21 protein-coding genes are annotated in these 19687 nt (G+C 59.2%); 15 read left to right on the top strand and 6 right to left on the bottom strand.

Features of this window, described 5'->3' with window-relative positions:
• Positions 1 to 37 precede the first annotated feature (37 nt).
• The 10 genes from QBJ92_RS08980 (at position 38) to QBJ92_RS08940 (ending at position 6017) form a co-directional block, all read left to right on the top strand.
• The gene (locus tag QBJ92_RS08980) at positions 38 to 499 is read left to right on the top strand and encodes a hypothetical protein (protein WP_277969347.1); all 462 of its coding nucleotides are present in this window, start codon (positions 38 to 40) and stop codon (positions 497 to 499) included.
• Complete coding sequence (locus tag QBJ92_RS08975; protein ID WP_277969346.1) at positions 496 to 1485, top strand: Lar family restriction alleviation protein; 990 nt, start codon at positions 496 to 498, stop codon at positions 1483 to 1485. The genes QBJ92_RS08980 and QBJ92_RS08975 overlap by 4 nt, the downstream gene beginning before the upstream one ends.
• Positions 1482 to 1607: a hypothetical protein gene (locus tag QBJ92_RS08970; RefSeq protein WP_277969345.1), complete on the top strand. Its 126-nt coding sequence runs from the start codon at positions 1482 to 1484 to the stop codon at positions 1605 to 1607. The genes QBJ92_RS08975 and QBJ92_RS08970 overlap by 4 nt, the downstream gene beginning before the upstream one ends.
• Positions 1604 to 2050, top strand: a complete 447-nt coding sequence (locus QBJ92_RS08965) for a hypothetical protein (RefSeq protein WP_277969344.1) — start codon at positions 1604 to 1606, stop codon at positions 2048 to 2050. Before QBJ92_RS08970 ends, QBJ92_RS08965 begins: the two co-directional genes overlap by 4 nt.
• Positions 2047 to 2511, top strand: coding sequence for a hypothetical protein (locus tag QBJ92_RS08960; RefSeq protein ID WP_277969343.1), 465 nt, complete (start codon positions 2047 to 2049; stop codon positions 2509 to 2511). The genes QBJ92_RS08965 and QBJ92_RS08960 overlap by 4 nt, the downstream gene beginning before the upstream one ends.
• A complete protein-coding gene (locus tag QBJ92_RS08955) occupies positions 2508 to 2855 on the top strand; it encodes a hypothetical protein (protein ID WP_277969342.1) in 348 nt (115 codons plus the stop codon). The genes QBJ92_RS08960 and QBJ92_RS08955 overlap by 4 nt, the downstream gene beginning before the upstream one ends.
• A complete protein-coding gene (locus tag QBJ92_RS08950) occupies positions 2852 to 4534 on the top strand; it encodes a DEAD/DEAH box helicase (protein WP_277969341.1) in 1683 nt (560 codons plus the stop codon). Before QBJ92_RS08955 ends, QBJ92_RS08950 begins: the two co-directional genes overlap by 4 nt.
• The gene (locus tag QBJ92_RS20625; protein WP_431358381.1) at positions 4524 to 4688 is read left to right on the top strand and encodes a DUF6471 domain-containing protein; all 165 of its coding nucleotides are present in this window, start codon (positions 4524 to 4526) and stop codon (positions 4686 to 4688) included. Before QBJ92_RS08950 ends, QBJ92_RS20625 begins: the two co-directional genes overlap by 11 nt.
• Positions 4689 to 5281: 593 nt before the next feature.
• Complete coding sequence (locus QBJ92_RS08945; protein ID WP_277969340.1) at positions 5282 to 5524, top strand: hypothetical protein; 243 nt, start codon at positions 5282 to 5284, stop codon at positions 5522 to 5524.
• 259 nt (positions 5525 to 5783) lie between these two features.
• Positions 5784 to 6017 carry a peptidase S24 gene (locus QBJ92_RS08940; RefSeq protein ID WP_277969339.1) on the top strand — a complete coding sequence of 78 codons (234 nt, stop codon included), beginning with the start codon at positions 5784 to 5786 and terminating at the stop codon, positions 6015 to 6017.
• Positions 6018 to 6693: 676 nt separating this feature from the next.
• Here the strand turns inward: QBJ92_RS08940 and QBJ92_RS08935 are convergent.
• A complete protein-coding gene (locus QBJ92_RS08935; protein WP_277969338.1) occupies positions 6694 to 7530 on the bottom strand; it encodes a DNA adenine methylase in 837 nt (278 codons plus the stop codon).
• Positions 7531 to 7621: 91 nt separating this feature from the next.
• Positions 7622 to 10198 (bottom strand): sensor domain-containing phosphodiesterase, encoded by a 2577-nt coding sequence (locus tag QBJ92_RS08930; protein WP_277969337.1) that lies wholly within the window; start codon positions 10196 to 10198, stop codon positions 7622 to 7624.
• Positions 10199 to 10688: 490 nt separating this feature from the next.
• Between QBJ92_RS08930 and QBJ92_RS08925 the strand changes: the two genes are divergently transcribed.
• Positions 10689 to 11072: a hypothetical protein gene (locus QBJ92_RS08925; RefSeq protein WP_277969336.1), complete on the top strand. Its 384-nt coding sequence runs from the start codon at positions 10689 to 10691 to the stop codon at positions 11070 to 11072.
• Positions 11073 to 11213: 141 nt separating this feature from the next.
• Here QBJ92_RS08925 and QBJ92_RS08920 read toward each other — a convergent pair whose 3' ends face one another.
• Positions 11214 to 11402, bottom strand: coding sequence for a hypothetical protein (locus tag QBJ92_RS08920; protein WP_277969335.1), 189 nt, complete (start codon positions 11400 to 11402; stop codon positions 11214 to 11216).
• A gap of 161 nt (positions 11403 to 11563) precedes the next feature.
• Between QBJ92_RS08920 and QBJ92_RS08915 the strand changes: the two genes are divergently transcribed.
• Together QBJ92_RS08915 and QBJ92_RS08910 are read left to right on the top strand one after the other, a co-directional pair.
• Positions 11564 to 12379 (top strand): transporter, encoded by an 816-nt coding sequence (locus QBJ92_RS08915; RefSeq protein ID WP_277969334.1) that lies wholly within the window; start codon positions 11564 to 11566, stop codon positions 12377 to 12379.
• Between the two features lie 163 nt (positions 12380 to 12542).
• Complete coding sequence (locus tag QBJ92_RS08910; RefSeq protein WP_277969333.1) at positions 12543 to 14090, top strand: diguanylate cyclase domain-containing protein; 1548 nt, start codon at positions 12543 to 12545, stop codon at positions 14088 to 14090.
• Between the two features lie 72 nt (positions 14091 to 14162).
• On the opposite strand, the gene QBJ92_RS08905 is transcribed toward QBJ92_RS08910, so the two are convergent.
• The gene (locus tag QBJ92_RS08905) at positions 14163 to 14783 is read right to left on the bottom strand and encodes a PEPxxWA-CTERM sorting domain-containing protein (RefSeq protein ID WP_277969332.1); all 621 of its coding nucleotides are present in this window, start codon (positions 14781 to 14783) and stop codon (positions 14163 to 14165) included.
• Between the two features lie 51 nt (positions 14784 to 14834).
• Positions 14835 to 15014, bottom strand: coding sequence for a hypothetical protein (locus QBJ92_RS08900; protein ID WP_277969331.1), 180 nt, complete (start codon positions 15012 to 15014; stop codon positions 14835 to 14837).
• A gap of 65 nt (positions 15015 to 15079) precedes the next feature.
• Here QBJ92_RS08900 and QBJ92_RS08895 point away from each other — a divergent pair, with 65 nt between their 5' ends.
• Positions 15080 to 15337, top strand: coding sequence for a hypothetical protein (locus QBJ92_RS08895; protein ID WP_277969330.1), 258 nt, complete (start codon positions 15080 to 15082; stop codon positions 15335 to 15337).
• Between the two features lie 113 nt (positions 15338 to 15450).
• Positions 15451 to 16641 carry an acyltransferase family protein gene (locus QBJ92_RS08890; RefSeq protein WP_277969329.1) on the top strand — a complete coding sequence of 397 codons (1191 nt, stop codon included), beginning with the start codon at positions 15451 to 15453 and terminating at the stop codon, positions 16639 to 16641.
• A gap of 24 nt (positions 16642 to 16665) precedes the next feature.
• Here QBJ92_RS08890 and QBJ92_RS08885 read toward each other — a convergent pair whose 3' ends face one another.
• The gene (locus tag QBJ92_RS08885; protein ID WP_277969328.1) at positions 16666 to 19665 is read right to left on the bottom strand and encodes a hypothetical protein; all 3000 of its coding nucleotides are present in this window, start codon (positions 19663 to 19665) and stop codon (positions 16666 to 16668) included.
• Positions 19666 to 19687 lie beyond the last annotated feature (22 nt).

The following is a 19687-nucleotide window of genomic DNA, read 5'->3' as shown; positions in this document are numbered from 1 at the left end:
CGAAAAGGTCAGCTGCGCGACGCCAATGGCGCGTCGCATGAACCTCCGCATCCTCAAGAAGTTGTCGAAGCGAGCTGCCCCTCTGCTGCCGCTGCTCGACGATCGCCGCATGCAGTTCCGGTCCGAGCGCTGGGACAACTACCACGGCATGCTGATCCGGGATCGCACCTGCTGGAATCGGAGCCGGTGCCATGCGACCTTCCAGGGCTACGGCGACGACATCGTCTTTGATACGCGCGCCGGTTATCGGGTGCGGATGCGCCCGCCGGTTCACCCGCTTAAGGGCACTATGATGGTCGGCGCGACCAGCGGCTATTACGAGCCTGAGTGGGACGAAGAATGCGCCTGGTCTGCGCTCGTCGGCATCGTTCACGCCGAGACAACCGACTGGTCGACTTACCCCGACGTCGGCAACAGCCGCCGTTTCAATGGTGTCGGCGACATCTTCCGTGCCGCGCACGAACTCATCGCAGATCGTCCAAAAGGAACCCCCGCATGACCGCCCCCGCCAAAGCCGCGCCGATGCGCGAGGATGTTACGCAGGCTGAGATCTCCTTGCTGCTCGATACCTGCCCCCACTGCGGCAACGCGGCCAGATTCGATCCTGACGGCGACGAAGAGCATGATCCGCGGTACTGGGTCGAATGCACTCATTGCGGCGCGCGAGGGCCGGAATGGTCAATCCCGGCTAAAGCTATCGCAGCTTGGAACATCCGCCTCGCCCACACCGCCCGCCCCGACGCGCAGCCCGACACCGTCGAGTTCGTGCGCGAATGGCTTATGAGCAGCGACCACCCAGTCAGCGACTGGGAGCGCCAGTTCGCCTCGGCGATCGAGGCACGCATTACCCTTCCCGATGGGTCCGGGGCGAGTGATTCGGACGGCACCTATGCGCGATCGCTGATCATCGAGATGCTGTATGGGGATGCCCGCGCGATCGATCGCGCCATCATTGATCCGGACGATCGTGTGATGATCGACATGGTCGACATCGAGGCGCTGGTTTGCGGCTTGATCGTTGGCACCCGCCCCGACGCCGGGGATGAGGATGTCGAGCGGGTGGCGAGTCGGTTTGACGGGATCGGTTACAGCGAGCTCGACCTCGAAATCGCCCAAAAAGCGGCGTGCGCCATCGTGCCGTTATACGGGGATGGTAGTCCCGGCGAGCAAGATGCCGCTCGCGCAGGGAAGCTATGGAACGATCATCCTGCTGTGCAAGGTGCGCTTCGTGCTTTGCATGAAAGTCGGTCGCTGGCCCTCGCCGCCATGCGCGAGGGGGTGGACCGGGGGATGGTGGAGCAAGTGCAGCAACTGCGCGAGGAATTGCGCGTGCTCATGCTCCGCCAACAAATCAGCGACGAGCGCAACACTTATGGGGACGGGTTCGGGCAGGGCCTTTGTTACGCGATCGGCAAGCTCGACAACATCGTGGATCTCGCCCGCGCCCCGCTCCCCGCACCCCCCGCAAAGGACACGATTGTATGAGCGGGGACGACATTTTCGCATACGTGTTCGTCACGATGATCTGGTTCGGCTGGCCGCTCTGGCGCTTGTCGAACGACATCAACGCACTTCGGAAGATTGCGGAGAAAGGGCGTCGTCCATGACCTGCATTCACATCGGGAGGAGCAGCCTCGCGCGCGGCGGGGCCATCATATCCACCTTCAGCGATGCTCACGATTACCGGATCACCGATGGCGTCCGGATCTGGCATTTCGACTGGAGCGATCGCTTCGGCCCCAGCCTGACGAACGGGAAGGGCGAGATCAGGGCGAACCCATACCCGCCGGAGGGATCTCCGTTCTGGCGCTGCGTGATGCTGTGGCAGCGGCAGGGAAAGCGGTCCGAGGCGTTCGGCGCGGGCGCGTATCTCCGCACTGCGATCTTCGACGAGCCGCCGATCGGGACGTACACGATCGACGATCGGGGGATAATCCTCAATTTCGACGAGCCCGAGGGGTTCGATGAAGACTATTCGGAACGGCGCTACGTCGATCGGGATGGGCGTCCGGTGAACCTGCGCCGCCGCCGCGATCGGAGGACCGCATGACGGACAAGCCCAAAGATCCGCCGATCGTCGAGATGGATTATCTGTCCGGCCTCAAGGTCATCGACATCGGAGATATCCGCGTCGCGCGCGGCATGTCCCGCCGTCCTCACTCATCCTGCAATCACCGCGCGATGGTCTATGACCCCAAGGAGCGGCGGGTTTGGTGCAAGGACTGCGAGACGGACGTCGAGCCGTTCGACGCCTTTGAGATCCTCTGCCAGAATTACGGTGCCGCGGTCGAGCGCATCAAGCGGGACCGAGCGGCGGTCGAGGAGGCCAAAGAGCACAACCTAATCCGGATCGCCGCGAAACAGATGGACGAGCATTTCCGGCAAAGGAACATGGTCCCGGCCTGCCCGCATTGTAACGCAGGAATCTTCCCAGAGGACGTCGCGAAGATGTCGAGCGTCAACAAGGAATGGGAACTCGCCAAGCGCGCTCGGAAGGGACCTGTAGCATGACGCCGGTAGAGATCGTCATGCTGCTGCGCCGGACGCGACTGCGGGTCGGCGACGAGGCGGCGCTACAGCTGTCGATCGAGGAGGCACTCACTGCTGCTGGCGCGGGCTTCGAGCGCGAGCACCGCTTGAGCGCCGCCGACCGGATCGACTTCCTACTCGGCTCGGTCGGTCTCGAGGCGAAGACCCGCTGCAACAAGCGCGTCATCTACCGCCAACTCGAGCGCTACGCCGCGCACGAAGCGATCAGCGCGCTGATCTTGGTCACCGGAACCGCAATGGGCCTGCCGCCCGCGATCGGCGGGAAGCCGGTCTATCTCGTATCTACGGGGAGAGCATCGCTATGAAGACCTATGGCACCCTGACTCTTGGCGTTGATCCCTCCGGCAAAGGGCGTTGGGCGATCAACGACCTGGCGCCGCACGTCGCGATCGCGTTCAAGCGGCTGTTCCCGCGCGTTCCGACGACGGCCACGACCCTCCACCTGAGCGACACCGACGAGATCCGCTCGGACCTTCAATGGTTCATGCTCCGCTATCCGCTCGAGCACGATCAGCAGGAGGCGATCGACGCCGGCGCGCAGCGCGTCACCGACCGGATCGCCGAGCGCGACGCGATCCTGCTGCCCACTTGGCAGCCGGGCGAGGTCCCGGGCTTCCGGATCGGGATGCAGCCCTATCTCTACCAAGCCCAGGCCGCGCGGATCGCGATCAACAATGGCGGGCTGCTGATCGGCGACGACGTCGGCCTGGGCAAAACCATCTCGGCCGCGGCGACGCTGACGATGGGCGCGCCGCTGCCAGCCGCCGTCGTGGTTCAAGCGCACCTCACCGCGCAGTGGCGCAAGCAGCTGGAGCGGTTCACCAACCTGCGGGTGCATATCATCGCCGGGACCAAGCCGTACGACCTCCCGGCCGCCGACGTGTACCTCTTCCGCTATTCGAATGTCGCGGGCTGGGTCGACGTCATCAAGGACGGCCTGTTCAAGACCGTCGTCTATGACGAGGTGCAGGAGCTTCGCCACGGCGTTACGACGGACAAGGGCAGGGCGGCCTCGATCCTGTCCGGCCGCGCAGAGCTGCGCGTTGGCCTGACCGCGACCCCGATCTACAATTACGGCAGCGAGATCCACCAGGTCATGGAATACGTCCGACCGAACCTGCTAGGCCGCGTCGAGGAGTTCACCCGCGAATGGTGTGGCGGGGACAAGATAGTCAAGAACCCCGACGCGCTCGGATCCTACTTGCGGGAGAGCGGCTATTTCCTCCGCCGGACGGAAGACGACGCCACGGTCGACGCATCGATGCCGCGGCCGAACATCATCGATTGGCAGGTCGAGTGGGATCGGGGAGCGGTCGCCGACGAGGAGGCGCTGACCCGGACACTGGCGATGACCGTGCTGCGCGGCAGCTTCGTCGAGGCGGGTGCCGCCGCGCGCGAGCTCGACCTCAAGATGCGGCAGATGACCGGCATCGCGAAGGCGCGATCGGTCGCCGCCTACGTCAAGCTGCTGCTGCGCGATTCACCGCGGGTGCTGCTCGCAGGATGGCATCGCGAGGTCTACGAGATCTGGAAGGAGGAACTGCGCGAGTTCGAGCCTGTCCTCTACACCGGATCGGAGAGCGGGGCAGGAAAGGAGCGCAGCAAGGAGGCGTTCACCAACGGCAGCAGCCGGGTGATGATGATCTCGCTACGGTCGGGCGCTGGCCTCGACGGGCTGCAGCAGCATTGCCGCGACGTCGTGTTCGGCGAACTCGATTGGTCGCCGCAGGTCCACTACCAGGTCATTGGCCGCCTTCGCCGCCCTGGGCAGTTGGATCAGGTCACCGCCCACTACCTGCACACCAACGAGGGCAGCGATCCAGTCCTGCTCGAGACGCTCGGGATCAAGTCCGATCAGTCGCGCGGCATCAACGATCCCGGCGTGGCCCCGACGGCCAAGGTATCTGACGATAGCCGGATCAAGCGACTGGCGCAGCACGTGTTGGCAAACGCTCTAGGCGGCCCATTGGAGCTTGCCGCCTGACGCGCGGTGGTATCGGCAATTGAATAAAAGAGATATCGTGGACATAGAACAAAATATCGGGAACAAGCTGGCGCGGGGTAAATTGACAGCGGTGTTCCTGATTCAATGCTTAGAAGCGATAGGAGCCTCCTCGCTCCGGCTATCTTCGGACTAATTATAACGTCCGTCGGCATTGGGTCGTGGCTAACGACTTTAGGGTCGAACCAACCAAATGCTTACCCCAGCTATCGCGACGGCGGCGGCAATGCAGATACTGCCGCGGCCACGTCGCCTGACCCAAGGGCACTCCAGCCCTTCAAAGAAAAGCAGCCATGCCACGATCAGCGGTCCCGTGAGGAGAGCGATCTTTGTGCCCAGTGGCGCGCTGCGCAAGCCGCTGAGAATGCTTCGGTTTGGGCGTGGTGGCAGCTTATTGTTAGCGTTGCTGGCATAATTGGACTTGGAATAACGCTGTGGCTTAATCGGGTCGCATTAGCACTTGCGCGCGAAGCGAACTTTGAGGCTAGACGTATCGGGGAAGCGCAAGTTCGAGCGTATGTAACAGTCAGCGCTGGGAGCGTCTTTGTTGAATCGTTCCGGCCTAGAATAAAGCTTATCTTTCGCAATAGTGGCCAATCCCCAGCAACCGATATCACTTATCAAGCCTCTGGTGCCGTTGGCATGGTCACAAACCCAAAGTCGGTATCTTACGAGTTGCCAGGGCGGGGCTCCGGGCCGGATAGCATTTGCAATCCCATTGGCGCCGGTATGGAAGAAGACACTTTCTGGCTGGAACTCGACATTACTCTTCCACACCAAGCTCCAGATCATTCCATATACATTTCTGTATCCGTCTTCTTGAAATACAAAACAGTTTTTGGGGTAACTGTCGAGCATGTCTACCACTTGGCACAGCTCTTTGCACTGCAGGGCTCCTTTTTCTCCCACGGAAACATTAGCGAAGTCCCCATGGTGAAAGTTGGCGACGTTGGGGAAATAGCCATTCGCTAGCGCATCCAGATATGACACTGCCGCAAAAAATCGACCCGCTTAAGGCCCTCTCCAAGGAGGAGTTACGCGCAATATCACTGCCTGCGATGCCTTCGCCTGCACAGGGCAAAATCTTGGTCATCGCTTTGGCGAGTTTGCTACATAATGCTGCGTTGACGTACGGCACCCCTGCTTGCCGCCATGGCTCTATGCCATCGCGGTAGCGGACGTGTTCTTGATTTCGTAGGTGGCTCGCCGATGGTGAACCGAGGATGCCCGAATGAAGCCTATCGCCGCCGCCACACCCGACCGGGTACGCGAGACGCTACGATCGCTGGCCACCGAGCATCGCGTGACCCTCGCAACGTTGTCTCGCATGCTACGCCGGCCACCGGGCTATGTGGCGCGCTTTGCTCGAGGCGCCGGGCCCGATCAGTTGCCGACGAACGAGGTACCGCTGCTGGCGCAGTTCTTCCGCGTCGATCCGCGCCTATTCGGCAAGCGAGAGGACTAGGAGCCCTAATCCGATGGGTCCGGCTGCTGCTGAAGTTTTGACGCTTGAAACCATGGCGCGATCTGGACGCTGTGATGTACCGTGCCGGCAACCGCTAAAGTCCCCCCAAGCGACGCAGGCGGCCAGGGTCGTAGTTCCGGTTGTCTCCGAACTGCGACCCGCTCTGATCCCGCCCTCCGCCCCACCTGACCCGCCGCCGGGGGTGTGCAAGGAGCCCCCTACCGCCGAAGTATCAGGGGCAGGCCTTAGCAGTATCCTTCACAATGTCGCGTTGCCCATAGAACTTTGCGAGCCGATTTGCCGCCGGGCAGTCACCTTTAGCGATCAAATCCCCTACTTGAGCGTAGGCGCGCGATCGTCGCTCTGCCGCCGCTTCATTGCTTTGATCAGACACCAACGGGGGCGGGTTGGCAGTTCTCTGGAGCAATGCCGAGGCAGGGTCGACTTGTTGATCAGTCACGCAATTGGTTTGCCCGCCGATCGTGCTGCAATTCGTACTGGTTTGGGCAAGGGAAGGTGTCGCGCATGCCAGCAGCAAGAATATGTAACCCTCCATAAAGCCTCCCATCATGTCGAGGCGTGATAGCACGTGCGAACATACTCTCCACCAGGCGCCCGCCGACAAAACCGCGAGTGACCCCGTTATGGAGGTCACCCCCGTTGAGTATCCCGGTTTTTAGCCGCGCACGATCAGTTCCTTGACCGGCTTGCCGCCGCCGGTTGCCGCGGTGGCGATCGTATAAGTCGTCTCGGCCTCAACGACATCGAACCGACCGAACACTTCCCGTGCGCCATCGGTCGCGTTGATTGTCAGGATGAAGCGCCCGGCGATCCCCGCCAGCTGCTCGGCCAAGCGCTCGAAGTCCGCACGCTCGAACACACCCGGCCCATAGTCGCCCTCGCAGCCCCAATAAGGCGGATCGAGGAAGAACAGCGTCCCGGGCCCGTCGTATCGCCGGATCAGGTCGGCATACGGCAGGCGCTCGATCACGACGCCCGTCAGGCGCGTGTGGAGCTCGTCGAGCATTGGTGCAAGCTTGGTCATGTCGAAGCGTGCCGGCGTCCGTCGATCGACGCCGAAGTTGCGGCCGTCGACCTTGCCCCCGAACGACAGGCGCTGGAGATAGAGGAAGCGCGCCGCCCGCTCGAGGTCGGTCAGCGTCTCCGGCGCCGCGGCGCGCAGCCGATCGAACTCGGCCCGGCTGGTGATCTGCCATTTCAGCACGTCCATGAATTGCGGATAGTGCCGTTGCAGGATCCGGAAGAGGGTGGTGACGTCCGCGGAGATATCGTTGATAACCTCGGCCCGAGGCTGGCGCGTGCGCTTCAGGAACACGCCGCCCATGCCGACGAACGGCTCGACATAGGTGTCATGCGGAGTCGCATCGATCAGGGCGCAGAGACGGCGCGATAAGTTGCGCTTGCCGCCGATATACGGGGCAGGGGGCGACGCAGGGCGAACCGCCTGCGACGGCAACTCGGCAGCTAGCGTGTTTGATCGTTCATTGCGCATCCGCAAGCGTGGAGCATAAAGGCGATCTTGTAGGAAAGTGCTTTCGCTACCCATGTAGGCGAAGAAATACCGTTGAGCTCCGCCGCCGGGCCTATGCGGCTTTCGCCTGTAGACCGTCCGTTGAAGCAACCGCTAAAATTCGATCATCGTTTACAATACATGCCTTGATCTCTTCGCTTCGAAGCGGCTTACTCAACAGATAGCCCTGCAAATGGGTGCACCCAGCTTCGATGAGGGCTGACATCTGCTCAGCAGTTTCGACCCCCTCCGCTACCACGCCCATACCAAGCTTTCGACCGAGCCCGACAACGGCCTGAATGATGGCAGATGAAGCCTGGGAAGAAAGCATTTGCCGCACGAAGCTTTGGTCAATCTTCACCTTGTCGAACCGAAACCGTTCGAAATAGCTGAGGGATGAATAGCCAACGCCGAAATCGTCCATCAGAACCTGAATGCCGAGAGCGCGCAGTTGCGCAAGCTCGCGGAATGTGTGGTCGACGTCGCGTAGGAATAGGCCCTCAGTTACCTCTAACTGAAGACGATCCGGGGCGAGGCCGGTACTGCCTAGAATGTGGCGAACAACCTGGCAAAGATCACCTGCGTGGATCTGCATAGGAGAGATATTCACCGCGACCTTGATATGGTGCGGCCACGTCATCGCTTCCTCGCAGGCCAGGCAGAGGATCCGCGCCCCTAGTTGCCTGATCAGCCCGCTTTCCTCTGCGATCGAAATGAACAGGTCCGGTGGGATCGGTCCGCGAACCGGATGATGCCAGCGGGCCAACGCTTCGGCACTCGTAATCTGCCCGGTATCTGCAGAGAAGACTGGCTGGTAGGCGAGCGTTATATCGTGCTGGTCGAGGGCAACGGACAAATCTCGCTCCAACTCCCGTCGATCCCGCGCAGCCCGGTCCATATCAGCGCTGAAGAAGCATACGATCCCGCGTCCCTCTTGTTTTGCTCGATACAAAGCAAGGTCGGCGTGCTGTCGCAATTCTTCAGTCGTCGTGGCGTCTTCCGGGAACAGTGCGATGCCGACACTGCTTCCTAGCTGGACGGTTGCCCAAGGGGTAACGATCGGGGATGCCAGCCTAATAGCGATCGTCGCCGCAAGCTGCCGTGCCTGTTCCACAGCTGCTGCGCCGGCTACGATGACCGCAAACTCGTCACCGCCAACGCGCGCCTGGATCGTGGTGGCCGTTGCGACCGCACGCAAGCGGTCGCCGATCTGCGCAAGCACCGCGTCGCCAGCCAGATGGCCGAATTGATCGTTCACGGCCTTGAACCGGTCGAGATCGATGCTGACGAGCGCGAAAGGCGCTTCGGCCGCAATCAACCTATCCAGTTCGTCTACGAACGACGCGCGATTGCGAAGGCCACTGAGCGAATCGTAATGCGCCAATCGCTGGACCTCTGCTTGCGCCTTGCGGGTCTCCGTCACATCCTCGGACATGCCGACGATATACTCGCGCTGGCGACTTGGGCCGTCAACAACGAGCCGTTTGGTGCGCAAGGTTACTGGGGCTTTGTCAGGCCGCACGAATTCGCTTTCGGATACGTAAAGGCCTTCGCCCGCGACCGCCGCGTCGTCGCGCCGCTCATAGGTTGCTCCGTGCGCAAAAAGCTCGGGGTCGGTCTTTCCAACGATGTGGTCCCTAGACCAACCGGTCAGTTCCTCACCGGCGCGATTGACCAGCAAGTATTGCCTAGTGTCGGCGTCCTTGACGAACAGCATGGCGGGCAGATGATCGACAACCGTATCGAGAAAAGCCTTCGCCTGCTGCCGCTCCCGCTCAAGCATTTTGCGAGCGGAAGCATCGCGGATAATTCCCGCGAAGTTGTACGCGCCTTCAGTGGATCGCCAGCGCGCCAACGAGAGTTCGATCGGAAATTCCGAACCGTCGGAGCGCTTGGCGGTCAGCTCGACCGATTTCCCAACGAGAGTGGTCCGCCCGCCTGCGGAAGCCCGCCTGAAGCCACCATGATGAGCGTCCGCATGGGCCGGTGGAAGGATGATATCGAGCGTGCTGCCGATTGCCTGCCCGCAGGAATAGCCGAACATCTGCTCAGCCGCTCTGTTCCAGAATGTGATTGTGCCTCCGCCATCGACGCACAGGATGGCATCTGAGGTAACGTCCACAATCTGCGAGGCGACCTCTCCGATCTGACGATACCGTCTCGCCTCGATCAGTCCCACGACGATCCCGGCGAGATCCGCTAGCGCACGGAGTTGATTGGGCGGGACCTCGTCGCGGGGCAGCCGATCAAGAACACACAGCGTACCCAGGCAATGCCCGTCGCGGGTAATGATCGGGGCACCTGCGTAGAACCGATAGCCGTCGGGTCCGAGTGTCAGCGGGTTCCCGATGCATCGTATGTCCGCGTGCGTATCTAGAATGACTACCGGCTCAACGCCGTCCAGTGCGAGAGTACAGAAGGCATGCTCTCGCGGCGCCTCCGTCGCCGGCATGCAGATGCGAGATTTGAACCAAGCACGACGGTCATCGACGAGGCTGACTGCTGCGCTCTCGCCGCCAAGCGCGAGTGCCGCCAAGCGCGTGACTTCGTCGAAATCGCGTTGCGCGGGCGTGTCGAGGATCGCCATGCTCCAAAGCGCGGTCAGGCGCGCTGCTTCGGACGCATCGCTCAAGGCGCTGGCAAAGGTCATCGTCCTGCATGTAAAGCGAGAACGTTAGTAACATCTTAAAGCGCTTAACGCTTCTTACAACTGGTTCCTCGCACCAACAAAACCAAACAAGGAGCACCTTTCTGATACTGACGAACGGCTCGATTTAGATGTCTTGTGGTGTCGCATCGATCAGGGTGCAGAGCCGGGGTGAGAGATTGCGCCTGCCGCCAATATATAGGGCAGGGGGTGAAATCGGGCGGACGGCCGTCGACGGCATCTTGCCTGCCAGCGTGTTTGAACGCTTGTGGCGCATACGCAACCGTGGAGCAAAGAGACGATCTTGTAGGAAAGCGCTTTCGCGGCGGTCATCTTGGTTTTGTTAGGTATTTTACGGTACCACACCTACGATCAAACGAATTATAAGATCGATCAGTATCACCTGCGATCGCTAGATGTCGCAGTCGCACGCGAGTGAAATGCAATGTCAATTTCTAATGCCGTCCGTGAATACAGAGATCATAGAGACGGTGTGACCAGGACGTTAGACCGTGCGCGGCCGTGGTTGAATCTCGGTCACAAAGAAGCTTGGGATGCCCTTCTGCAATTTCGGCAGGAATTGTCGAAGCGGATGCAGGAGTTCCAAGTTTTCAAACACCAAGCCCTTCTTGACCCCATAATCCAGCAGGGCGGTCCCCGGCAAAAAATCGGTCAGCAACTGAAGGCGGAATGCATAAAACTAGGTACGGACTACACGGCGTTTCAATGGAAGTGGACGCACGCTGACGTTGGAGTTCGGTGGCCTGAATACAGGCTTTCAGCCCTCGCAATGATGGCGACGATCCGAAAGGCGCTCGCCGATCAAGACGCCATTATACAAAAGCTGGAGGTCATGACAGGCAATGGTCGTCCGTGACGCACGTGCAGTTCGCCCCTGCCTTCTGATGCACTGCTGCTCGTAAACACTCCCGCCGCATCCGATCGGACACACGTCTCCTAGGTAGCGCGGTCGGGACTGCGCGGATACACATCGAGAGCAGCCCGGGACCAATGGTCATCACTCTCCTTCGACATGTACCTCGGTTGATCGTTCCGCAGCCTTTGCCGCAATGCGCTCGTCCCGCGTCGCCAGCGCAGCATATGCGGCTGCAGATCGCTGTTCACGGAGACGAACGTTTTCGAGTGTGGCCGAATTCGCCGCAGCCTGGGCGAGCTCAGCATTTTCGCGATTGGATTTGAAAATCACGCCATCTTATCCCTACCTGACTGGAAGCACGGTACACGCCAACGTTGTATGGCTCCAGCGATCTTGCTCAGCGTTCGTTTACCATAGTCCGGTTTGAAAGTGACGCTTTACGGGAGCCGATCGTTCGATAGTGAGTGCCCCAAGCAGTTCAGGGGGAAGAGATGCGTTGGTTTAAAGAGATACTAGCCTGCAGCGTGGCATGCATCGCCGTGAGGGCTGAGGCTGAGGACAGCAATGCGGACCGGCTCTGCAGTGAACGCCCAGGGCTAACGACTACCGCCTGTATCACCGCGGCCGGCCGCCTCCAGACCGAAACGGGGCTCGCCAGCTGGACGCTGGAGCAGGGTGACGGCGAGCGCACCGATACGTTCCTAAGCGGCGATACCTCTGTTCGTTATGGCATTGGGGGGAAAACCGAACTTCGCTTCGGCTGGACACCATACGGGTTTGCGCGAGATCGACACGCGGACGGTAGCGTCGAGCGCGCCGGTCGCATTGGCGACGCGACCGTCGGCGTCAAGACGTCAATCATAGAACGTAAGGGTGATACCGGACTAGCGATGTCAGCCTTGGCTACTGCGATCTTACCAATCGGGCGGCTACCAATTGGCGCCGGGGATTGGGGCGTCTCGTTTCAGCTTCCGGTTACCTACCGTACCTCAGACAAGATCTCGCTGCAGGCTACCCCAATTGTGGCTGCTGCGGTCAACGACGACGGTCGAGGTCGTCATTCCCTCTACGGAAGCGCGTTGGAGGTAGAATACTCGCTGAGTGAGGCCGTTAAAGCTGATCTCAGTGCGCAGGTTACGCGCGATGATGATCCTGATCCGCAAGTCCGCGGTACGCCAGCGCTAGGCAGCGTTGCTGTTTCTTGGCAGCCAAACCGCAACATGCAGATGGACCTAGGTACCAACGTTGGCCTGAACAAAAGCGCGCCCGATGTCGCGGTCTATGCTGGCGTCTCGCACCGATTCTGACGGCAAGCGCCGAACGATCCTTGCGTTGCTGCGAGCCGATCCTTTCCGAATGCCCCATATGCCGGTCGAGATCTGACAGTCCTTCATGCCGCATGCGTACCAACCGGTACAGCCAGGTCAGACGAGGATAAACCCTTCATCTTTCTCACATACGATAGATACCGTGAGAACCACCGATCGCCCATCGTTTCGCGACCTGCCTGAAGGGACGTATGTAGAACTCGTTTCGAGCATGTGCGGGACGCGAATGCCCGCGGTGATCATGACCGTCCTGTTTCTACTGGTCGGCGCTGCCAGCGTGCGGGCCGCGCCCGATCGCACGCTGGCAGCGCTCGTTGTAACCGGCGGCGTAATGAGCGCGGCGCGTCTCGGTGTTCTGTTCGCCGGGCGAAAGCTTTGTGACCAGGCACAAATGTCGCCGATTAGAGCGCGGCGGTTCGAACTGCAGTTCGCGATGAGTTATTGTGGGTTCGCAGCGGTCTTTGGTGCCTTTGCCGCTCGAGCCTATATGCTTCCGCCCGCAGAATGGCAGATGCCGATTGGTATCCTGGTGGTTGGCTATGCCGCTGGTGCTGCATCCACCGTCGCCATGCGGCCGTCCATTGTCGGCTGGAGCCTGATGCTTTCGGTCATCCCCCCGACATACATCTTATTGATGCGCGAAAACGTAAACGCCTCTCTAACTTCGGTGTGTCTGCTCGCTCTTCTCATGGGGGGCATACGCAGCGCTCGCCAGCGCTACCGGTCACAGCGTACCAAGACCACAACGCGACAAGTTCTCGCCCGACAAGCGCGCACCGATCCTCTGACCGGACTCGGCAACCGTCTCGCGCTCGTCCAGGCGTTCGAGTCCAGCAGTCGGAACGAGCGACTAGGGCGGATCGCCCTCCATTACGTCGATTTAGACAAGTTCAAACCCGTCAATGATCAGTTCGGGCATCAGGCGGGGGACCGTCTCTTGTGCCTCGTTGCTGATCGATTGTTGGGGTGTGGGGCCGCCGGCGATGTTGTCGTTCGGATTGGAGGCGACGAATTTGTACTGGCGCAGTTCGACACCGCCGGTGACCAAGATGTCGACGAGCAAAGGATGCGGATCGAACGATCCTTGAACGCACCGTACATCTTGAATGGACGTTCGATCGAGGTGGGGGCGAGCATCGGGTCCAGTCGTCACGCGTCGTCCGTTCAGACTCTGGACGCGCTTTTGGTCGCTGCGGATACTGCGCTTAGCCAGAAAAAGGCCGAACGACGAGATGCACGCGAACTGGGCGTCCGCTCCGCCGGTCGTCGAGCGCAAAGTGCAGCGGATCCATTCCCCGCCGACAACTCCGCCTGGAACAATGCCGAAGAACGAGCTCGGCTATTGATAGACGGGATCGCGGTTGCCTCTTGGGAAAGCGCGCCGGACGGCCTGATCGAAACCGATAGTGTGAGCTGGCGGGCTTATACGGGCCAGAGCTACGACGATTGGAAAGGATATGGTTGGGCGACTGCTATCCACCCCGATGACCGGATCGCCACGATGCGCAAGTGGCGTGAGACCGTCCACGATCAGCAGTCGGTTGAGGCACAATATCGGCTCAGACGGTGGGACGGTGCGTACCGCTGGATGCAGGTGCATGCGGTACCATTGCGCAACGGTGATGGTTTAATCGTAGGATGGCTGGGAATGAATATCGATATTGATGACCGTAAGCTCGCCCAGCCGTAGCGAAATCGTGTGGTCGACGCCCCAGAAAATGCCGCCAATTTTCATTGACGGCATTTTCAGAGCGAAACGGGATTATGCGAAAGCGACAGTCGAGCTGCGGCGGCGATAGCGCAAGCCCGCACCCATCATGCCGAAGCCGGCGATCATCATGCTCCAGGTGCCAGGCTCGGGAACTCCTGGAACCGGCAGCACCTCTTCAACATAATTGATGGCGAATTCGCCTGAGGTGAATGCCAAGTTGAAAGAATTCACGGCAACATTGAAAGCCCCTAAGCTCGCTGGCGCAACCGTCGCACTGGATATCACTCGGAGGTCACGCTGAATGCCGTCTGTCTCAAAAAGCGGGCTAAAACTAAAGTCGTAATCAATGGAAAAGTCTACTGTTTGACCGTCCATTCCCGACGGGAAGTAAAAGGGAGAAATACCCCCGGCGACCGTGAAAGCCTGCCCCCCATAAATCCCCATTAAAGCGATATTTACGAGAGGTTGTATTCCGCGCTCACCGTCATCCGTGAGGATCGTAAGCGACCCGCTCAAGGTATATCTAACGCTCGCAGTTGTAGCCACATATACCCGTGCTCCTGGTGTCGTGGCTGGCATCGGGATGGTATAGATCTGGTCTCCATCGAACGACTCTATGGCATAGCTCGGCGTCGCCACCAGAGATAAGACCGCACCCAAAATCCATTTCATTCCGGCTTCCCTTTATTTGGCCACCCTCTTATTACTTCATATCGTTGCAAGTCACGCATGGTAGTTGGCCGCACGCAGAGCCTGCACAGCTGCCTTAGCCATCTCCCGAAACGCAGCCTGCCACGTCCCGCCAGCCTCACTCCACGGCGTGCGCACCTCAAAGTGATCCTGCCGGCTATCCCACATCGTTTCCGCCAGGTGCTCGACCACAGCATCTTCGTCGTTGCTCATGCATAGGCGGCAGCGCGCCATCGCGAATCCCTTGCTATCGTGTTCCTGTTACGTTCCATAGCAGGATGCACCGCCGCCAGCGAATCACGATCGATCTTGCCGTGCAGATCCTCCGCGCGGCTGTAGCAGCGAGCCCGGAGCAGCGGGTCGACACAATCGCGGTCCGGCTCGCCCTCCGCGTGCTGATGCCGCATTGCCCCGAGCGTTGGCCGCTGGTGGCGTTCTGGGACGGCTCTTCAGGCGATAACGAGATCGGCCGCTTCCAAAGCACTAACGCCGCGCTCAACGGGATCATGCGGCAGTTGCAGTCGTCGATTCCCTAGAAAGACAATTAAAAAGTTGAGCTATCTGAGACGTTTCTCTTGATGTAGGAACTCTTCCGAGCCAGGCGATTAAAGCCAGGAGCGGCATAGACCATATTCGAGGGGGGTGGGCTTTGCAGATAACCGTCAAAAGTACGACGCATCGCTATGAGGTTTTGGACAGCCTCAGGGGAATTTGTGCCTGTGTCATCGTCTTTTATCACCTGAACACGCAAGGGATGCTCACGAACAGCGGCTTCGTTCAGAACGGCTTTTTGTTCGTCGACTTTTTCTTCGTACTGAGCGGCTTTGTTATAGCTGCGAGCTATGGGGGGCGGCTGTCGCGCGGGTACAGCCCTACGGCATTCATGCTGCTTCGGCTTGGCAGAATCTACCCTTTGCACCTTGCCGTGCTGGCATTGTTTCTGGTTTTCGAAATTGTCTTTGCAGTCGCGATGCCGCACAGCGCCGGTCGACCTTCGTTTACCGACATTTACAGCGTTCCTCTGCTGGTCGCGAATTTGTTTCTCGTGCAGATCTTCGTTGGCCCCGATAACGGTAGTTGGAACGCTCCCGCATGGAGCATTGCCGCAGAATTTTGGACGTATCTGGTGTTCGCTTTCGTCTTCCGGACTGCCGGGCGTTGGTTAGTGCCGATCTGCTTACTGGTGGCCGCTGGAAGCTGCATCTATCTCGCGTTTCTGACGGACCGCTACCTGGAGGTCTTTCACAACGGGGCGCTTGCTCGGTGCCTGTATGGATTCTCGCTCGGCGTCATTGCCCACACCGTGCAGAGCCGTGTTGCGACATTGGGCGATCGCACGGTGGTGAAAGGTCTGTGGACGTTCAGCGAAATCACGGCAGTCGGGATCGTGATCGCAGCAGTGATTTTTGCGGGGCCAAGCGTGTACTCACTCGCGATCCCCCCGCTTCTTCTGGTCGTGATCCTCCTGTTTGCTCAACAGGCAGGCGGGGTCAGTCGCATTCTGATGCAGAAGCCGTTCTTAATTCTCGGGGGTCTGTCTTACTCAATCTACATGATTCACGGTTTCATCGAACTGCGCTTCGTCAATCTTTTGTCGGGTGTCGGACGAGTGCTCCATCAACCGCTCGTTACCTCTGTAAAGGGACACAACGAAATCGGCGGCTCAGCGTTGTTCGGGGACGCGATGTCGATTTTGGTGCTGGCGATTACGATTTCATGCGCCGCGATCAGCTATCGTTGGGTCGAGCAGCCTATGCATAGGCGGTCTCGAAATTGGGTCGCGTCCCGCTTTTCCCGAGGCTCCGGATTTTCGCCTGAGGCAATGGCGCCGTCCACTTAAAGGCGGGGCCATTTTCCAACGCTTCTAACTCCAACCGTTGGCGATCATATCGCGATTGGTCGAAATGTAAGGCTCATCCAATGCCTCGCGGCCTATGTAGTCGGCATATCCCCAATAGGAACCGCTCGTGATGTTGTAGAGCGTGCCGGTTCCGCCGATGTGGTCGAAGTGGCACGCTATGCCCCCGGTGTTCCTAATCCAAGAGTCCTGGTAGTTTTGCGCTTCCCCTGCACGCGGGTCGCGGAGAGCCTGCCCCAGCAGCGTTCCGGCCGCTGACGCATACAGATTGGTCGTGCTGGTAATCGTACCCGAGGTTGTCGCGGTCGCGTGGGTTGTATCGACCGAATATGTGCCCGCCTTGCCTGGCGCGGCCCCGGCATCCTGGGTGAGCTGCGCGAGAACCTTCGTTCCCGCAATAATGTCCGATTTGGTGAGAACGTCACCGGCGCGGATCGGGCCGTTGTTGTTGGCCGTGATGGTGAGCGTGTTGCCGCTGATATACCCGGTCGCGCTGACCTTGTTGCTAGTCGACATGTTGCTGTGCTGCCACGAATATTCGTAGGCCACGGGCATGTATCGCCCGACAGCGAACCCTTTTTTCACCGCATACCGAGCAAGCGCGTTGGCAAACGAATTCCAGTAATTGTCGCGCGTCCAAGCGCTCATAACCTTTTGTGCCGCGAAATAGTCGTTCAGGAATCCGGCGTTATCGACACCAGCCTTGTCGCGCGAGGCTTTGGACATAAAGCCGTTATCCGGCGACACGTCACTATAGGTGTAGCCATTGCCTACATAGCAGGCGACGCACATGCCACGAGCATACAGATAGAGATCTCCCTCGTCGAGCAACGACGCGACGTTGGCGTCTTGCTGAGCCTCAGAGTTCAGGGCGTACTTTGCGGCCTGCTCGCCGACGATCAGGTTCCAGCGGGGGTTGTCGATGCCGAACACCGATGCGAACGGCACGGCGACCACCGCTTTGATATCGCGTGCGAGCTGGATGCGCGTCTGATCGTCCGCCAAACCGTTCTCGCGCGTGCGGCGCAAAAGTTCGTTCGTTTGGAAAAAGCCTTGCTGATAGTTGAATACGATTTCGTTCGAATATTCGACGAATACCTTCATACCGGCGGGCATGTTATTTTTTAAATAGTTAGCCGTTTCCAATACAAGTGACGGATCAGCGGTATCTGGAATGTTGAGATACATGTTGCAGCGGATTCGCTTACAAGCGTCTAGTTTTTCCACAATGCTAATTACACCGCCACGCTCTAAGAAGCCAAGGCGGTTGTCGGGTAGCGACTTACGCGTATAGTTCTCTTTGACAACCGAGCTGTACGGACGATTGATCATGTCGTTGGACATGAACCGCAAGCATCCGCGGTACGTCGTGTTGTCAGTCTTTGCCGCGGACGTCAGGCCAATCCAGCTGCTGAGCGTAGTAGCCGTGAAGGCGCTGGCGGCATCCTGTCCACGCTTGATCATCTTGAACACGCGTTGCCCCGCCGGGGGGAACTTGTTGGCAACTCCATTATAGCTGTTGAAGATAAAGCGGCTCGATTGGCCGCTGCCGGAGTTGGCTGTGATGGTCATCACTGCCGTGCCGGCGGCCAGGTTGTAGTTCGTGATAGCGACGTGAGATGCTCCGCTGTGAAACCAGTCGAGGCCGGGAGCAAATTGTACGTCGTAAACGCCAGCCTGATCGTCAGTGAAGCCAGATGCGCCCGGGCTACATTTTAGAGCAAACTTCAGATTTGCAGGCCATACTCCAACACCAGCTGGAACCTTCGTCGGCCACCCGTCGTCCATTCCCATTTCATCGTACGACATGTACTGAGTCGAACCCGACGGCGGTGTCAGCGTGCAATGTTGAGCAAAGATCGGCGTGTGAAAAATTGGGCCGCCATCGGTTACGCCAGCGCTAGTGTTCTTGGCGAAATCGACGAACTCCATCGCGCGTCCATAGTGAAGGCCACCTGTCGTGTTTAGGCCGAAATCAATTTTCGATGCGTGCCATTGAACCGGCACGCCGTTCCGCAGAGCAGCCGTTGTCGTAATCGACGGATTGACCTTATCCCGGATCAGGATCTTGACGTTGTCCCCTTCGATCGACTGCGGAAGCTCCGGCAAATCCCCCGAGATTGCGTCTCCGTTGAGGGTCAGATTTACCCAGTTTTGAACGACCTGACTCGAGCTCGAAACCACAGAGGCTTGTGGCTGGGTCACGTTGCCTTGCTTGGCTCCCACGATGCTAATGCGCTGACGACCCGGCGTCGCATTGATCATGCTGACCGATGCGCTAACAACCATGTTGTCATCAGGGATACTGGTGATGGACATACTGCGGATGAATTTCGCGGGCAACGGCGAGCTGTTGACGCCCGAAAGCGCCACCTTGCTCCGCGTAGCCAATGCGGACGGAATGGCAAAACCTAAACCCCCGTTCGCCGCCACGCTATCCGCGATTTCCGCCCCGTTGTAATAAATGCGGAAGTTCAGGCCTTGCACGCGGATCTTAATCGAAACATCCGTGGCAAAGGTAAAGTTCGCGTAACTTCTGATATCGGCCGTCACGCCCGAAACTTTCGACTGCAATACGTAGTTATTGTTTGCAAAGTTCATTACGATATAGTTATTTTTGTCGAGATACACGGGGTAAGCGTATTTCGTGTTCGATCCGGTTGGCGTGGCATCCAGATACGCCGTGAACTCCCATTCATAATCATCAGCGCCGGTCGGATGGGTGTACGTAGACTGAAAATTAATCGTTCCGGTAACCGCGATGTCGTTGTCGACAATCGACAACCACTGCGCCGTGGAATTGCTATCGAGCGTCCAACCCTCGAAACCCCCCAACGGCGTGTTGTCGACGCCGTTGAAGGAGCTTTGATAGGTCGTGATGTTCGTGCCGCCGTCAGCTCGCGCTTTGCCCAGAAGGTTCAAACGGGCATTCAGCTTCTCAATCGCTGAGGGGCATAGGTCCCCCGTCGGCGTATTGAGACCTGTTCCGAAATCAATGTTTGCCATGAATATCGTCCAAACTAGGCCG

Origin of the sequence: Sphingomonas echinoides, assembly GCF_029623395.1 — a bacterium.
Lineage (GTDB): Bacteria > Pseudomonadota > Alphaproteobacteria > Sphingomonadales > Sphingomonadaceae > Sphingomonas > Sphingomonas echinoides_A.
This window is presented reverse-complemented; position numbering and strand designations above follow the sequence as displayed.

Bases quoted from the DNA above. Each gene is read 5' to 3' on its own strand.
- QBJ92_RS08980 (WP_277969347.1), top strand. From the start codon at position 38: ATGAACCTCCGCATCCTCAAGAAGTTGTCGAAGCGAGCTGCCCCTCTG.
- QBJ92_RS08975 (WP_277969346.1), top strand. From the start codon at position 496: ATGACCGCCCCCGCCAAAGCCGCGCCGATGCGCGAGGATGTTACGCAG.
- QBJ92_RS08970 (WP_277969345.1), top strand. From the start codon at position 1,482: ATGAGCGGGGACGACATTTTCGCATACGTGTTCGTCACGATGATCTGG.
- QBJ92_RS08965 (WP_277969344.1), top strand. From the start codon at position 1,604: ATGACCTGCATTCACATCGGGAGGAGCAGCCTCGCGCGCGGCGGGGCC.
- QBJ92_RS08960 (WP_277969343.1), top strand. From the start codon at position 2,047: ATGACGGACAAGCCCAAAGATCCGCCGATCGTCGAGATGGATTATCTG.
- QBJ92_RS08955 (WP_277969342.1), top strand. From the start codon at position 2,508: ATGACGCCGGTAGAGATCGTCATGCTGCTGCGCCGGACGCGACTGCGG.
- QBJ92_RS08950 (WP_277969341.1), top strand. From the start codon at position 2,852: ATGAAGACCTATGGCACCCTGACTCTTGGCGTTGATCCCTCCGGCAAA.
- QBJ92_RS08945 (WP_277969340.1), top strand. From the start codon at position 5,282: ATGGAAGAAGACACTTTCTGGCTGGAACTCGACATTACTCTTCCACAC.
- QBJ92_RS08940 (WP_277969339.1), top strand. From the start codon at position 5,784: ATGAAGCCTATCGCCGCCGCCACACCCGACCGGGTACGCGAGACGCTA.
- QBJ92_RS08935 (WP_277969338.1), bottom strand. From the start codon at position 7,530: ATGCGCAATGAACGATCAAACACGCTAGCTGCCGAGTTGCCGTCGCAG.
- QBJ92_RS08930 (WP_277969337.1), bottom strand. From the start codon at position 10,198: ATGACCTTTGCCAGCGCCTTGAGCGATGCGTCCGAAGCAGCGCGCCTG.
- QBJ92_RS08915 (WP_277969334.1), top strand. From the start codon at position 11,564: ATGCGTTGGTTTAAAGAGATACTAGCCTGCAGCGTGGCATGCATCGCC.
- QBJ92_RS08905 (WP_277969332.1), bottom strand. From the start codon at position 14,783: ATGAAATGGATTTTGGGTGCGGTCTTATCTCTGGTGGCGACGCCGAGC.
- QBJ92_RS08900 (WP_277969331.1), bottom strand. From the start codon at position 15,014: ATGAGCAACGACGAAGATGCTGTGGTCGAGCACCTGGCGGAAACGATG.
- QBJ92_RS08895 (WP_277969330.1), top strand. From the start codon at position 15,080: ATGCACCGCCGCCAGCGAATCACGATCGATCTTGCCGTGCAGATCCTC.
- QBJ92_RS08885 (WP_277969328.1), bottom strand. From the start codon at position 19,665: ATGGCAAACATTGATTTCGGAACAGGTCTCAATACGCCGACGGGGGAC.